The organism is Rhizobium sp. C4 (assembly GCF_021026315.1).
Classification (GTDB): Bacteria; Pseudomonadota; Alphaproteobacteria; order Rhizobiales; family Rhizobiaceae; genus Ensifer_A.
Genome location: NZ_JAJNCX010000002.1, coordinates 174,714 through 188,773 on the forward strand (window position 1 = coordinate 174,714; position 14,060 = coordinate 188,773).

13 protein-coding genes are annotated in these 14,060 nt (G+C 62.1%); 10 read left to right on the plus strand and 3 right to left on the minus strand.

The window, feature by feature from the left end; genetic code table 11:
• Positions 1–12: 12 nt before the first annotated feature.
• Positions 13–1,521 (minus strand): aldehyde dehydrogenase family protein, encoded by a 1,509-nt coding sequence (locus LQK84_RS04415; protein WP_230827438.1) that lies wholly within the window; start codon positions 1,519–1,521, stop codon positions 13–15.
• A gap of 234 nt (positions 1,522–1,755) precedes the next feature.
• Here LQK84_RS04415 and LQK84_RS04420 point away from each other — a divergent pair, with 234 nt between their 5' ends.
• Together LQK84_RS04420 and LQK84_RS04425 are read left to right on the plus strand one after the other, a co-directional pair.
• A complete protein-coding gene (locus LQK84_RS04420) occupies positions 1,756–2,700 on the plus strand; it encodes a LysR family transcriptional regulator (protein ID WP_230827439.1) in 945 nt (314 codons plus the stop codon).
• Positions 2,701–2,732: 32 nt separating this feature from the next.
• A complete protein-coding gene (locus LQK84_RS04425; protein ID WP_230827440.1) occupies positions 2,733–3,116 on the plus strand; it encodes a VOC family protein in 384 nt (127 codons plus the stop codon).
• A 2-nt stretch (positions 3,117–3,118) separates the two neighbouring features.
• On the opposite strand, the gene LQK84_RS04430 is transcribed toward LQK84_RS04425, so the two are convergent.
• The gene (locus LQK84_RS04430; RefSeq protein ID WP_230827441.1) at positions 3,119–4,144 is read right to left on the minus strand and encodes an AraC family transcriptional regulator; all 1,026 of its coding nucleotides are present in this window, start codon (positions 4,142–4,144) and stop codon (positions 3,119–3,121) included.
• 140 nt (positions 4,145–4,284) lie between these two features.
• Between LQK84_RS04430 and LQK84_RS04435 the strand changes: the two genes are divergently transcribed.
• The 4 genes from LQK84_RS04435 to LQK84_RS04450 all read left to right on the plus strand — a co-directional run bounded on the left by LQK84_RS04435 (position 4,285) and on the right by LQK84_RS04450 (position 8,845).
• Positions 4,285–5,730: an APC family permease gene (locus tag LQK84_RS04435; protein WP_230827442.1), complete on the plus strand. Its 1,446-nt coding sequence runs from the start codon at positions 4,285–4,287 to the stop codon at positions 5,728–5,730.
• 135 nt (positions 5,731–5,865) lie between these two features.
• Entirely contained in the window at positions 5,866–7,005 is a 1,140-nt protein-coding gene (locus tag LQK84_RS04440; RefSeq protein ID WP_230827443.1) for a tyramine oxidase subunit B, read from the plus strand.
• A gap of 76 nt (positions 7,006–7,081) precedes the next feature.
• Positions 7,082–7,504 (plus strand): RidA family protein, encoded by a 423-nt coding sequence (locus LQK84_RS04445; protein ID WP_230827444.1) that lies wholly within the window; start codon positions 7,082–7,084, stop codon positions 7,502–7,504.
• Between the two features lie 45 nt (positions 7,505–7,549).
• Entirely contained in the window at positions 7,550–8,845 is a 1,296-nt protein-coding gene (locus tag LQK84_RS04450; RefSeq protein WP_230827445.1) for an NAD(P)/FAD-dependent oxidoreductase, read from the plus strand.
• A gap of 39 nt (positions 8,846–8,884) precedes the next feature.
• On the opposite strand, the gene LQK84_RS04455 is transcribed toward LQK84_RS04450, so the two are convergent.
• A complete protein-coding gene (locus LQK84_RS04455; RefSeq protein ID WP_230827446.1) occupies positions 8,885–9,778 on the minus strand; it encodes a LysR family transcriptional regulator in 894 nt (297 codons plus the stop codon).
• Positions 9,779–9,946: 168 nt separating this feature from the next.
• On the opposite strand from LQK84_RS04455, the gene LQK84_RS04460 reads away from it, so the two are divergent.
• From LQK84_RS04460 to LQK84_RS04475, 4 genes are all read left to right on the plus strand, one after another.
• Complete coding sequence (locus LQK84_RS04460) at positions 9,947–11,128, plus strand: muconate/chloromuconate family cycloisomerase (RefSeq protein WP_230827447.1); 1,182 nt, start codon at positions 9,947–9,949, stop codon at positions 11,126–11,128.
• An 11-nt stretch (positions 11,129–11,139) separates the two neighbouring features.
• On the plus strand, positions 11,140–11,430 hold the full coding sequence (gene catC, locus LQK84_RS04465; protein WP_230827448.1) for a muconolactone Delta-isomerase: 291 nt from the start codon (positions 11,140–11,142) through the stop codon (positions 11,428–11,430).
• A 62-nt stretch (positions 11,431–11,492) separates the two neighbouring features.
• The gene (gene catA, locus LQK84_RS04470) at positions 11,493–12,431 is read left to right on the plus strand and encodes a catechol 1,2-dioxygenase (protein ID WP_230827449.1); all 939 of its coding nucleotides are present in this window, start codon (positions 11,493–11,495) and stop codon (positions 12,429–12,431) included.
• 431 nt (positions 12,432–12,862) lie between these two features.
• Positions 12,863–14,059, plus strand: coding sequence for an acetyl-CoA C-acetyltransferase (locus LQK84_RS04475; protein ID WP_269071804.1), 1,197 nt, complete (start codon positions 12,863–12,865; stop codon positions 14,057–14,059).
• Position 14,060 lies beyond the last annotated feature (1 nt).

Sequence of the window (14,060 nt, forward strand, 5' to 3'; positions counted from 1 at the left end):
ATGTTTCGGGTGTCAGCGGTAGGCGATGCAGACCGACTTGGTTTCCAGATAGTTCTCCAGCGCGCGGCTGCCGTGTTCGCGGCCGATGCCGGATTGCTTGAAGCCGCCGAAGGGCATGTTCTGGTCAGGGATATTGTGGCTGTTGACCCAGACCGTGCCGGCCTGGATCTTCGGCACATAGCGCATGACCTTGTTGAGATCGTTCGTCCAGATCGAGGCGCCGAGACCGTAGCGGGTATCGTTGGCAAGGCGGACCGCCTCATCGGGATCCTCGAAGGGCGAGATCGTGACGACCGGGCCGAAGACCTCGTCCTGCATGAGCGCCATGTCCTGCCGCACATCGGTGAAGAGTTCGGGCGCGACGAAGAAGCCCTTGTCAGGTGCGCTTGCGCCGAGCAGCGGCGTCGCGCCTTCATCGATGCCGCGGGCGATGCAGGCCTTCACATGGGCCTGATGCTTGGCGGAGACGACCGGGTTGATGTGGTTGCGCGGGTCGAGGCCGGAGCCGATGGAAAGGCTGCGCGTGACATTCGTAATGACGTCGAGCGCCTTTTCGTAAATGCCCTTCTGGATGTAGATGCGCGTGCCGGCACAGCAGGTCTGTCCGGTGTTGAAGAAGACGCCGATGCCGGCGGCAGCGCCCAGAAGCTCGAGATCCATGTCGTCGAACATGATCATCGGCGCCTTGCCGCCGAGTTCGAGCGTCACGCGCTTCATATCCTTCATGGCCTGCACGCCGATCAGCTTGCCGGTCTCGGTCGAGCCGGTAAAGGTGATCTTGGCGACGCCGGGATGGGCGACCAGAGCCGCGCCCGCCGTCTCGCCCATGCCGGTGACGACATTGACGACACCTTCGGGGAAACCGGCCTCGCGGCACAGTTCGACAAGGCGGATCGAGGTCAGCGGCGTTTCCTCGGCCGGCTTCAGCACGACCGTGCAGCCGGCAGCCAGCGCCGGCGCGATCTTCCAGCTCGCCATGTTGAGCGGGAAGTTCCACGGTGTGATGGCCGCGACGACGCCGACGGGCTCCTTGCGCGTCTGCGCCTGATAGCGCATGCCCGGCGGAATGGCGATCGAGACGTCGAGCGTCGTGCCTTCGATCTTCGTGGCGGCGCCCGCCATGTAGCGGAAATATTCGGCCGAAGACTGCACTTCGATCAGGCGCGACAGCATGATCGACTTGCCCTGGTTCAGCGTTTCAAGCTGCGCCAGTTCTTCGCCATTGGCCTCGATGAGATCGGCCAGCTTGAGCATGAGAGCCTGGCGCTGGACCGGCAGCATTCTGGACCACGGGCCTTCAAAGGCTGCGGCGGCTGCCTTCACTGCGCGGTCGACATCGGCGGCGTCGCAGGACGGTACATGGGCCAGAACCTCGCCCGTTGCCGGGTTGGAAACCGGATAGGTGGCACCGGACACTGCACCGGAAGACTGGCCTCCAATGAGGACCTGCGGCGATTTCAGAAAGTCGCCGACGGTTGCGGACACCGTTTCGACGACGCTGTCGGGTTGGGAAATATGCATGTTGGTCCCTCTGTAAGTTCTTGTTGTTTGATGTTTTCTTTGTTTTCAGGAAAGGCTTGAGCCCTTTCATGCTCGGGCTTTAGCCTCTCATTGTCTTGATGAGTGATAAATCACGTAAGTTGGAAAACTCTGTTGCGGCGTTCGCAAAAATTCCGCTGCTCTTCTCAGACAGCTCTTGCGCTTCATCAAAATTTAGATGAACATTACCGTAATAAAAGGGGAGCTAAGAATGCCATGGATCGCTTTACCGAACTGGAAGTGTTCACCCGGATTGCGGACGAGGCCAGCCTGACGCGGGCGGCCGATCTGCTCGGGCTCTCGGTTTCCGGCGTCAGCCGCTGTCTGACGAGCCTCGAAAACCGGCTGGGTGTGCGCCTCGTCCAGCGCACGACGCGGCAATTGTCGCTGACGCTGGAGGGCGAACGCTTTGCCTCAAAGGCGCGCGAAATCCTCGGAACTCTCAATGCCGCGGAAGAAAGCATCAGCGTCGTCAAGGCCGAACCGCTCGGCACGCTGAAGGTCGGCGCGTCGCTGGCCTTTTCACTCCTTCATCTTCTGCCTGTCATCCGGCAGTTCAAGATCGATCACCCGGCGGTGCAGGTCGATCTGCAGATCTCGAACCGCTATTGTGATCTCATCGAAAGCGGGCTCGATCTGGCGATCCGGACACGGCGTGTCGAGGCGGACAGTTCGGTCACCATGCGAAAGCTCGCCGAGGTGCCGCGGATCCTGGCTGCATCGCCGGCCTATCTTGAGGCCCATGGTGTGCCGGGCGATCCGGACGAGCTGGAGCATCATGCCATGCTACTCTACACGCTGTCCGACGACTGGGAGAATCTGACCTTTCAGCGCAACGGCGTGACCAGACGCGTGGCTGTGTGTGGCGAGATGACCTGCAATGATGGAGTGGCGCTGAAACATGCGGCCTTGGACGGCATGGGCATCATGGTCCAGCCTGCCTATGTCGTTCAGGCCGAACTGGAGGCCGGGCGGCTTGTCGAAGTCCTGCCGGGCTGGCGGCTGCAGCCGCTGACCATGAATGTAGCCTTCCCGACGCGCGCGCATCTGCCGGCGCGCACCCGGCTTTTCATCGACGCGCTGGTGCGCTACGTCCGCGAAAACGATCTCGAACAGGCTTGGAGCAGCGAACCTGACCTTCCGGCCCGCGCCTCCGCCTGACCTTGCATTCACAACCATTCAAAGGCCTGCCCATGTCTGCCACCACCGCCTATGTCGAACACACGGCTTTCTTTGTTCGCGATATCGTGCCTCTCATCGACTTCTTCGCCGAGGTGCTGGGCATGGGTGTCACCAAGCTTGATGGCGATCCGAGCGCCCCGAGCCAGGTCTGGCTGCAGGGCGGCATCCAATTGATCGCGGCCCCGGATTTCGCCGGCCCCGAAGGCCGCTTCGGCCATCTCGGCATTGTCTGCAAGGATGTCCCGGCGGCCATCGCAGCGGCGCGTGCGCGGGGAGCGGTCTCGACCGCCAAGGGCGATCACTGGCTGCTTCTGGAAAACGGCATCCTGCTGGAACTCCTGCCGGAGAAGAACAACGCGGTCGAGATCATCCGCAGCCTCGATCCGCGGATCTAGATCTATTTTCCTGTCCGTGACGGAGCATGGCCGGTCCAGGTCTTGAAGGCCCGGCCGAAGACGGCGCTGTCGGCATAGCCGAGCGTCTGGGCGACTTCGGCAATTGATGTCTTCTTGCCAGCCGAAAGCAGATGGTCGGCGAGATCGCGCCGATGCGCCTCTGTCAGGCTGCGCACGCTTGTGCCCTCGCGCTCAAGCTGCCGCTGCAGCGTGCGCGCATTCATCCCCAGTTCCTCCGCCAGAAAGCCGACCGTCACAGGGCGACGACCGACATAATGTTCGATCAGCGCGGTTACCTTCGACGTCAGGCTCTGCCCGACTTCCGTTTCCCCGATCAGATCCTCGACATGGCGCTCAAGGATGGCGGCCAGTTCTCTGTTGTCGCTGCGATAGACGCGGGTTATGTCTTCCTTGCGCATGATGATGCGGTTGCTCGACTGCCGGAACAGGACGGGCGCGCGGAAAATCCGGCGCAGGATATCGGCGTCCGCCGGCGCATCATGCTCGAAATGCACCTCTTCCGGCTTCCAGCCTGAGGAGAAGTTGGAGCGCACGAGCTGACAACTCGCGGCCAGCGAATATTCCGCATCCTGCCGACGTGGCCAGATCGACTGGTCGGCAATCCGGTAGGTCCAGACATAGCTCTCGCCGTCCTCGACGAAATTGGAGCTCGTGGAATTCTGCAATGAGTTGACGAATTTCGAGATCCGCTCGAAGCCATCCTTGATGGTCGGCGACAGCGAGAACAGCATGCCAAGCGGGCCGATGTCTGCCGGCTTGAAGGCCGAACCGAGCTTGGCACCGAAGAAGGGATCGTCCAGCGCCTCTGCCGCATCCTCGAAAAAGGCAATGAAGCGCTGCAGCGGGATCACGGCGTAAGGGTCTTCGAGCAGAGATTGCGAGAGCCTGTGGCGCGCCAGAAGCACGCGCGCCTTCTCCTGCCGCTTGTCAAACTGGTGGATCAGCGGCGTGATCGCGGCCACGCGAATGAAGGCGACATTTCCGGTCCGGCGGTGCGCTTCCTTCATGCCACGGCTCCAAGCCTGTATGAATAATACGTGAATGGTGACGTAAATTATCAAATTCACGGCATAGATTGCAATATTGCACCGCAAAAATCTTCCCTAGATTTCTCAAATAACAAATAAACACATAAAAGGGGTTCAACATGCAAACTGGTGAGAGTCCAACTGCGTCCAGCGGTAAGCTGGCGAGCAATTCCGTCGGCATTGCCCACATCGTCTTCTTCGTCGTGGCAGCTGCAGCACCTTTGACGGCCGTCGTCGGCGCCACACCGCCGGCCTTCGCCTTCGGCAACGGGGCCGGTGTTCCCGGTGCCTTCGTGCTGGCCGGCATTCTCTATCTGATCTTTTCCGTCGGCTACACGGCCATGAGCCGCCATATCACTGGCGCCGGCGCATTCTACACCTACATCGCCAACGGCATCGGCAAGCCGGCCGGCGTTGCCGGGGCCTTCATTGCCCTTCTGACCTACAGCGCCGTCCAGATCGCCGTCTACGGCCTGATTGGCGTCTTCACCAATGGCGCGATGGCAGCCCTTGGCCTTGATCTGCCCTGGTGGGTCTGGTCCTTCGTCGTGCTGGTCATCGTCCATCTGGCAGGCCAGCGCAACATCGCCTTCTCCGGTGCGATCCTCGGCGTCTGCATGCTTGCCGAAATGCTGATCCTGCTGTTGCTCGACATCGGCATCATCCTGCATGGCGGCGGGCCGGAAGGCATGACGGCCTCGGCTTTCATGCCCTCGACCGTGTTCACCCCCGGTCTCGGTGTCTCGCTCGTCTTCGTTGTCGGCTCCTTCATCGGTTTTGAAGCAACCGCCATCTTCGGCGAGGAAGCCCATCGCCCGGAAATCACCATTCCGCGCGCCACCTATGTCTCGGTTCTGCTGATTGCGGTCTTCTATGCCTTCTCGACCTGGGCGATCGTGCAATATTACGGCCCGTCCAAGATCCAGGAGACGGCAAATGGCGCGCTGAACACGCTCTATTTCGATGCCGCCTCGACCGTCATCGGCCCCTGGGCAGCGCATGCGATGAACATCCTGCTGATCACCAGCCTGTTTGCCTGCATCCTGTCCTTCCACAACACGCTGAACCGCTATTTCTTCGCGCTCGGCCGGGAAGGGCTTGCCTTCAAGGTTCTCGGTAAGGTGCATGAGATCCACGGTTCGCCGCACGTCGCCGGCATGCTGCAGTCGGGTATCGCTGCCTTCTTCCTCGCCGCTTTCGCGATCACCGGACAGGATCCCTTCGCGGTCGTCTTCTCCTACATGTCGGCGTTGGCCGTGCTCGGTATCCTTTCGGTGCAGGCGCTGGTGTCGATTGCCATCATCATGTTCTTCCGCAAGGACAACAAGGGCTACGGCCCGTGGCGGACCACGATTGCTCCGCTGCTGGCGCTGGTCGGTCTGGCTGGTGCCATCGTCCTCGTCATCTCGAACCTCGGCCTTCTGGCCGGTGCGTCGAACATCGTTGTCGACTCCTTCCCCGTGCTCGTGGTCGTGGTCGGCGTGATCGGTGCCTTCTTCGCCCTGTCGATCAAGAAGGCGAGCCCCGAGCGCTATGCGGCGCTCGGCCGGGTCTTCGCGGACTGAAACAGATCGGGCATGGCGAAAGCCATGCCCGCCACCCCTCCGGAACAAAGCCATCAACACGACCAGACTGACCCGCGGCGCATGCGCCGGACACGGGCAGACCGGCGAAGCCTTATCCAAGCGAGAGCAAGAACCATGACCGAGAACACCAAGATCGATTTCATCTATCTCTCCGAGCAGGACATGATCCGCGCCGGCGTCACCGAAATGCCGGCCTGCGTCGATGCCATGGAGGAAATGTTCGGCCTGCTCTATCACGGCGACTACCGCATGGCCGGCCCGAACAGCGACAGCCACGGTGCTGCGATCAGCTTCCCGGAAAATTCGCCCTTCCCGGACATGCCGAAGCCGACGGCCGACCGTCGCTTCATGGCCATGCCCGCCTATCTCGGCGGCCGGTTCCGCACCGCCGGCATGAAATGGTATGGCTCCAATATCGAGAACCGCGAAAAGGGCCTGCCGCGCTCGATCCTGATGTTCTGCCTCAATGACGCCGATACCGGCGCGCCGCTGGCCTTCATGTCGGCAAACCTCCTGTCAGCCTATCGCACGGGTGCGATCCCGGGCGTCGGCGCACGCCATCTGGCGCGCAAGGATTCCCGCGTCGTCGGCGTGCTCGGACCGGGCGTCATGGCCAAGACCACGCTTGCCGCCTTCATCGCGGCCTGCCCGAATATTGATACGGTGAAGGTCAAGGGTCGCGGCCAGAAGAGCCTCGACAGTTTCCTCTCCTGGCTCAAGGAAACCTATCCGCAGGTCACGAAGGTCGAACTCGTCGATACGATCGAGGACGTGGTGCGCAATTCGGATCTCGTCACCTATTGCAATTCCGGCGCGGTCGGCGATCCGTCCACCTATCCGATGGTGAAGCGCGAATGGGTCAGCCCCGGCACGTTCCTCGCCATGCCGGCGCTGTGTAATATCGATGAGGGCATGGAAAGCCCGGATGTCCGCAAGGTCGTCGACAATACAGGCCTCTACGACGCCTGGTTTCATGAACTGCCGAAGCCCGCGCATGTGCATGTTCCGATCATTGGCGTGAAATTCATGGACATGATCGAAGAAGGCAGGATGAGCCGCGATCAGCTCGAGGATATCGGCAAGATCGTTGCCGGCGATGCGCCCGGCCGCAAGAACGATGACGAGATCATCATCATGTCGGTCGGCGGCATGCCGGTGGAAGACGTTGCCTGGGGCACGATCGTCTACCGCAACGCCATCGAGCGCGGCATCGGCGTCAAGCTCAACCTCTGGGACGTTCCCGTTCTGCGCTGACCTCCAGCGCCAACTTGGCCGGGTGGCCTCGTGCTGCCCGGCCTCTCTTTCTTTCCGCATCAAGCAAGGAGTGATCATGACCAAGGTCGTGAAGATCAAGACCGGTTCGAAATTCGAGGACCATGGCAGCTATTCCCGCCTTGTCTCCGTCGACAACTGGATTTTCGTGTCGAACACCGCAGGGCGTAACCCCGACACGAAAGAAATCCCCGAGGATGTCGGTGCGCAGACGCGGCAGGTCTTTGCCAATATCGAACGGGCGCTTGCCGCCGTCGGGTCGAGCCTTGCCGATGTCGTCATGTCCCGCGTCTTCATTCAGGAGCCGAAGGACACCGAGACCGTCATGACCATTGTCGGCGAGACGTTCCGGGGTGTCGATCCGGCCTCGACCGTCACCTGCCCGCCGCTCGGCTCGACCGTCTACAAGGTCGAGATCGAAGTGACCGCCTATCGCGGTGCGGCAACCGCAGACATCGAAAAGCGCACCATTTCCCTCTGACGACGGGCCTTGCCCGTTTCTCAACCCTTACCCAAGGACACTGCCATGGCTCCCGCAACTTCACCCGTTCAGACCTCCACCGAACTTCCCAAGGAGACGACCGTCGTCGTCATCGGCGCGGGGATCGTCGGATTGACGGCGGCGCTGACGCTGGCGGAGCGTGGCATTCCGGTCGTCGTTCTGGAAAAGGGCAGGGTGGCGGCCGAGCAGTCGTCGCGCAATCTCGGCTGGTGCCGCAAGATGGGCCGCTCCGCCCCCGATGTGCCGATGGCGGTCGCCGCCGACCAGCTTTGGGCGGAGATGCCGCAGCGCGTCGGCGTCGATGTCGGCTATCGTCAGGCCGGCATCATGTATCTCGCCCGCACCGAAGCCGAGATGGAAATGCATCGTGGCTGGATGAAATCGGTGAGCGACCTTTCGCTGGATTCGAAGCTGCTCAGCGCCGGCGAAATCGACGGACTTGTGCCGGACGGCAAGGGCCAATGGGCCGGCGGCATTTTCACCGCCTCGGATGGCCGTGCCGAGCCGACGCTGGCGCCGAGCGCCATTGCCAATGCCGCTGCCCGTCTCGGCGTGCCGATCATCGAGAACTGCGCGGTCCGCACCCTGTCGCGCTCCGGCGGCCGGGTGACGGGCGTCGTCACCGAGCGTGGCGAGATTCGCTGCAGCGAAGTTCTGCTCGCTGCCGGCCTCTGGTCGCGCAAGTTCCTCGCCAATCTCGGCATATCGCTGCCGACGCTGCCTTTGGTCTCCTCCGTCATGCGCACCGCGCCGATGGATGGCCCGACGGAGATTGCCGTCGGCGGCCCGGATTTCTCCTTCCGCAAGCGACAGGATGGCGGCTACACGGTCACGCAGCGCGGGGCGCTCGGCGCGCCGCTGATGCTCGACCATCTGCTGATCGGCATGCGTTATCTGCATATGCTGCGCCAACAGCGCAGCCTTCTGCGCATCAGCCTTGGCAAGGACTTCCTCGACGATATCAAGATGCCGCGTCGCTGGGGCCCGAAGAGTGTTTCCCCCTTCGAGCGCATCCGCACCATGGACCCGCCGGCCGACGAAGGGATCAATGCGGAAGCGATCCGCAATCTCGTCGCCGCCTGGCCGGCCTTCAAGGACATGGTGGTGCAGGAAGTCTGGGCCGGCATGATGGATATCACGCCGGATTCGCTGCCCGCGATCGGCCGCATCGACAGCATTCCGGGCTTCACCATCGCCACCGGCTTTTCGGGCCACGGCTTCGGCACCGGCCCTGCCGCCGGTCAGCTTGCCGCTGATCTGGTGACGAACGCGCCGCCGATTGTCGATCCGAGGCCTTACAAGCTGGAACGTTTCGGTTGACGGATAGGGAGGTCCCGCCAATACCAGCGGGTCATCCCGTCAGAGCGGGTCCTCGCCATCCATGTCCGCGATCAATTGCTTGATGAGGTCGATATGTGGGGAGCGATCGCTCATCCGATGGCTGAGGATAACGGGCGACGTGGCGCGCTCCTCCGCGATGAGACGACAATGGACGTCGGCACGCATCTGTCTGGCAGAAGCCGGGATGATGCAGATGCCGGCATCGGCGGCCACGAGCCCCAGCGCGGTCTGGATTTCGCGCACTTCCTGCACCTCCGACAGGCGCACATCTTCGCTTTGCAGGAGGTTGAGAACCTGGTCAGCGTAGCTCGGGCGCGGTTCCTTGGGGTAGACGATGAGCCTTTGCCCCGCCAGCTCCTTCATCGAAATCGGACCTGTCTCCTGCGCAAGCGGCGTTCCCTTTGGAGTCGCGACGACAAGGCGTTCCTCGCGCACGACCGTCGAGGCAATGTTCGGATCATTGTGGCGAAGACGGCCAAAGCCGATATCGATGCGACCTTCCTTCAGCGCCGGGATCTGTTGAACGGAAATCATGTCCAGAAGCTGGATGTCGAGTTCCGGCGCATGCTGGCGCAACCGTCTCAGCAGCGAAGGCAATCCGCCATAGAGTGTCGATCCGACAAAGCCGATGGAAAAGACGCTGTTCTGGTTGAGGCCGACGCGCCGCGTCGCCGCTCGCACCTGGTCGACGCGGCCGAGAATCTGCAGGGCCTGCTCGTAGAAGAGGCGACCCGCCTCGGTGAGCTTCACGGGACGGCTCTTGCGGATGATGAGCTCGACGCCGAGATCTTCCTCCAGAAGCTGGATCTGCCTGCTGAGCGGCGGCTGCGCCATGTTGAGCACTTCCGCCGCGCGGGTGAAGTTCCGCTCGCGTGCGACCGCGACGAAATAGCGAAACTGGCGAAGATCCATCGTGTTTACGCCTCCTCTGAAACTCGCCCCAAGCCAACTCCCGCGATATGCTGTGGCGCAACGCCCCGGAATTTTTGTCAATTCGTACCAACACTATATCATTTCGGTATGGTTGTAGACGCAAATAATCTTGGACGAAGGTGGCGTCTGCAGCGCAATCTTCCGCACATGAACACAGCCGTTGCATCACCCGTTGCCGCATTGAGCGCCGCGCCCCTCGTGGAGCGGATCGAGACCATGCTTGTCGATCTGCCGACCATTCGCCCGCACAGGCTGTCGGTGGCGACGATGAACGGCCAGACGCTCATGCTGGTCCGCATTATCTGCAACGACGGTATTGTCGGCATCGGCGAGGGCACGACCATCGGGGGGCTCGCCTATGGCGGCGAGAGCCCGGAAAGCATGAAGGTTGCCATCGATACGCATTTTGCTCCGACGATGATCGGGCAGGATGCGACGCGCATTCAGGCGCTGATGGCGCGGGTCGGCAAGATGGTCAAGGAAAACCGTTTCGCCAAGAGCGCCATCGAAACCGCACTTCTCGACGCCCATGGCAAACGCGTGGGCCTGCCTGTCAGCGAATTGCTCGGCGGGCGCCGTCGCGACCGGCTGCCGGTCGCCTGGACGCTGGCCTCGGGCGATACGGCGCGCGACATCGATGAGGCCGAAAACATGCTCGATCTGCGTCGCCACAATATCTTCAAGCTGAAGATTGGCGCCAAGAGCCAGAAGGAAGACATCGCCCATGTCGCCGCCATCAAGCGGGAGCTGGGCGAGCGGGCGGCAGTCCGCGTCGACGTCAACATGGCCTGGAGCGAGACGCAGGCCGTCTATGGCATGGCGGCGCTGGCCGATGCGGGTTGCGAACTGGTCGAACAGCCGGTTGCCTCGGCCGCAGCCCTTGCCCGGCTGATGCGTCGTTTCCCCGTGGCGCTGATGGCGGACGAGTCCCTGAGCGGACCGCAATCGGCTTTCGAACTGGCGCGCGTGCATGGAGCGGATGTCTTCGCCGTGAAGATCGAGCAGAGCGGCGGCCTCTACAATGCCCAGCGCGTGGCGGCGATTGCGGATGCGGCGGGCATCGAACTCTATGGCGGCACGATGCTCGAAGCGGCGGTGAGCACGGTCGCCTCGGCACAGGTGTTTTCCACCTTCGCCAATCTGCAATGGGGCACGGAACTCTTCGGTCCGCTGCTTCTCACCGAAGAAATTCTGGCGACGCCGCTGGATTACAGCGATTTCGGCCTGACGGTTCCGACCGGTCCGGGGCTCGGGATCACACTGGATGAGGATCGCGTCGCCTTCTTCGCCCGCAACGCATCGCGCAAGTCCATTCACGTCGCGCTTTAGGGAGAGCCGAAATGCTGTTTCATGTCCGCATGGACGTCAACATTCCGCATGATCTGCCGAAGGCGGACGCCGCGGAGATCATTGCCAGGGAGAAGGCCTATTCGCAGGCGCTCCAGCAGAGTGGCAAGTGGCGCCATATCTGGCGCATCGCCGGCGAATACGCGAATTACAGCATTTTCGACGTGAGGGACAATGCGGAGTTGCACGAGGTGCTTTCGGGCCTGCCGCTGTTTCCGTTCATGAAAATCGAGGTGAAGCCGCTGCTGCGGCACCCTTCCTCGATCCGCGAGGACGATGCCTGACATCAGCGCCGCCGGGAGGCAGCGCATCCAAGTTTCAAGATAACCCATGTGGAGGAAGCACAATGACCGTAAAAATCTTCAACCGGCCCGATATCCAGGACTTCCTGAAGACGCTGAGCGGCTTCGACCAGAGCGGCGGCAATCCGCGCGTCAAGGAAATCACCCACCGCATCGTCTCCGACCTTTTCAAGGCCATCGACGACCTGAACATCACGCCGGACGAATACTGGGCCGGCATTGCCTGGCTCAACGAAATCGGCGCGGCCGGGCAGGCGGGCCTCATCTCGCCCGGCCTTGGCATCGACCATTTCCTCGACGAGCGGCTTGACGCGATCGACGCCGAACTCGGCATCGAGAACCCGACGCCGCGCACCATCGAAGGTCCGCTTTATGTCGCCGGCGCTCCCGTTTCGACCGGGTTTGCCCGTCTCGATGACGGCGCTGACGAAAACGGCCACACGCTGATCATGCATGGCACGGTCTATGGTGCCGATGGCAAGCCGATGCCGGGTGCGAAGGTCGAGGTCTGGCACTGTGACACGCGCGGCTTCTATTCGCATTTCGACCCGACCGGCAAACAGGCGCCGTTCAACATGCGCCGCACGATCATTGCCGACGACAAGGGTGGCTACAAGTTCCAGAGCATCCTGCCGAGCGGCTACGGCGTGCCCCCGGGCAGCCCGACCGAACAGCTGCTGTCGGCGCTTGGCCGCCACGGCCAGCGCCCGGCGCATATCCACTTCTTCATCAGCGCAGACGGTCACCGCAAGCTGACGACGCAGATCAACATCGAAGGCGATCCGCTCATCAATGACGACTTCGCCTATGCGACCCGCGATGGTCTGGTGCCTTCGGTGATCGAACGGACGGATGAAGCCAGCATCCATGCCAACAACCTGAACGGCCCGTTTGCCGAGATCGTCTTCGACATCCGCCTGACGGCGCTGATCGACGGCGTCGACAATCAGGTCAACGAGCTGCGCAAGCGCGCCGCCGCCTGACACCGCTGCGTTCCCTTCATGCCTCGGCGTGAAGGGTGCCCGATCAACAAGAAGCGCAACCGGGGACCCTGCAAGGCGTTGGGTCTTCGGTTGCGCAAATTGACTCCAGGACACCGGGTCAAGGCCCAGCTCCCGAGGAGTGACCTGCTGCGATCCGAACGAAATAGGTCGTAGAAACGGACTTCGGTCCCGACTGGCTAGTCACAGGTGGGGACTGCGGCTCTGCCGCTTTGACCTGACATTGCCGCATGCCTGCCGCCATGCCGGAAGGCGTCAGAAAACACGTCCTCGTTTTTTGCCGGCCGCCTGTCTCCATCCTTTTTTCTTCCTGTTAGGACCTGTCACAGTCGAGTGAAGGCGGGGCGACCTTATCGGTGCGCTGGCTGCAGCAGTTGGCTGCACAGATCAAAACAAGGAATTCAGGAGTTCACATGCGTCGAGCCGCGATCGTTTCTCCCAAGCGCACCCCAGTGGGAGCATTCGGTGGTGCAATGCGTTCTCTCAGTGTCGAGGCCATGGGTGCGGCCGTGGCAAAGGCTGTTGTCGCCGAGGCCGGCATTGATCCCGGTCTCATCGATGACGTGGTCTTTGCCCAGTCTTACGCCAATGGCGAGACACCGTGCGTTGGCCGGTGGATTGCGCTGGAGGCCGGATTTCCCATCGAGGTGCCGGGCATGCAGCTTGATCGCCGCTGTGGCGGTGGTCTGCAAGCTGTCATCACCGCGGCCATGATGGTGGAGACGGGTGCCGCGGACGTCGTGCTGGCAGGCGGCGTCGAGTCGATGAGCAACGTGGAATATTACACGACCGCCATGCGCTGGGGTGCGCGGGCCGGCACACAGGCTCTGCATGACCGGCTTGATCGTGGTCGCGAACGGTCGCAGCCGGTCCACAGGTTCGGCCAGATCTCCGGCATGATCGAGACGGCAGAAAATCTCGCAAAGGAATTTCAGATCTCCCGGGAGGAAGCCGACGCTTATGCCGCGCGTAGCCAGCAGCGGGCATCACAGGCCTGGGAAAATGGTGCTTTCGCCCGTGAAATCGTGCCCTTGAGCATTCCGCAGAAAAAGGGAGAGGCGATCACGGTCGACCGCGATGAGGGCGTTCGGCCCGGAACGACTCTCGAGACGCTTGCGAAATTGCGCCCCGTGATGAAGGACGGCACTGTCACGGCCGGCAATGCGGCGCAGCAGAATGATGCCGCAGCCGTTTGCCTTGTCGTGGCCGAGGACAAGCTTGCGGAACTGGGACTTGAGCCGCTCGCCTATCTCAAGGGCTGGGCTGCCGCCGGCTGCCATCCGGCGACCATGGGCCTCGGGCCTGTGCCTGCGGTGAAAAAGCTGCTCAAGAGAACAGGTCTGAGCCTCGACCAGATGGATCTGGTTGAAATCAACGAGGCTTTTGCCTGCCAGGTGCTTTCGGTTCTGAAGGGGCTTGAGTGGAACGATCCGGACCGTCTGAACGTCAACGGCTCCGGCATCTCGCTCGGTCATCCTGTCGGGGCGACCGGAGTTCGAATTCTCGCCTCGCTGCTTTACGAACTGGACCGTCGCAAGGGGCGGTTCGGGCTGGAAACCATGTGCATTGGCGGGGGGCAGGGCCTCGCTGCCGTGTTCGAGCGGCCGTAAT

Bases quoted from the DNA above. Each gene is read 5' to 3' on its own strand.
- LQK84_RS04415 (WP_230827438.1), bottom strand. From the start codon at position 1,521: ATGCATATTTCCCAACCCGACAGCGTCGTCGAAACGGTGTCCGCAACC.
- LQK84_RS04420 (WP_230827439.1), top strand. From the start codon at position 1,756: ATGGATCGCTTTACCGAACTGGAAGTGTTCACCCGGATTGCGGACGAG.
- LQK84_RS04425 (WP_230827440.1), top strand. From the start codon at position 2,733: ATGTCTGCCACCACCGCCTATGTCGAACACACGGCTTTCTTTGTTCGC.
- LQK84_RS04430 (WP_230827441.1), bottom strand. From the start codon at position 4,144: ATGAAGGAAGCGCACCGCCGGACCGGAAATGTCGCCTTCATTCGCGTG.
- LQK84_RS04435 (WP_230827442.1), top strand. From the start codon at position 4,285: ATGCAAACTGGTGAGAGTCCAACTGCGTCCAGCGGTAAGCTGGCGAGC.
- LQK84_RS04440 (WP_230827443.1), top strand. From the start codon at position 5,866: ATGACCGAGAACACCAAGATCGATTTCATCTATCTCTCCGAGCAGGAC.
- LQK84_RS04445 (WP_230827444.1), top strand. From the start codon at position 7,082: ATGACCAAGGTCGTGAAGATCAAGACCGGTTCGAAATTCGAGGACCAT.
- LQK84_RS04450 (WP_230827445.1), top strand. From the start codon at position 7,550: ATGGCTCCCGCAACTTCACCCGTTCAGACCTCCACCGAACTTCCCAAG.
- LQK84_RS04455 (WP_230827446.1), bottom strand. From the start codon at position 9,778: ATGGATCTTCGCCAGTTTCGCTATTTCGTCGCGGTCGCACGCGAGCGG.
- LQK84_RS04460 (WP_230827447.1), top strand. From the start codon at position 9,947: ATGAACACAGCCGTTGCATCACCCGTTGCCGCATTGAGCGCCGCGCCC.
- catC (WP_230827448.1), top strand. From the start codon at position 11,140: ATGCTGTTTCATGTCCGCATGGACGTCAACATTCCGCATGATCTGCCG.
- catA (WP_230827449.1), top strand. From the start codon at position 11,493: ATGACCGTAAAAATCTTCAACCGGCCCGATATCCAGGACTTCCTGAAG.
- LQK84_RS04475 (WP_269071804.1), top strand. From the start codon at position 12,863: ATGCGTCGAGCCGCGATCGTTTCTCCCAAGCGCACCCCAGTGGGAGCA.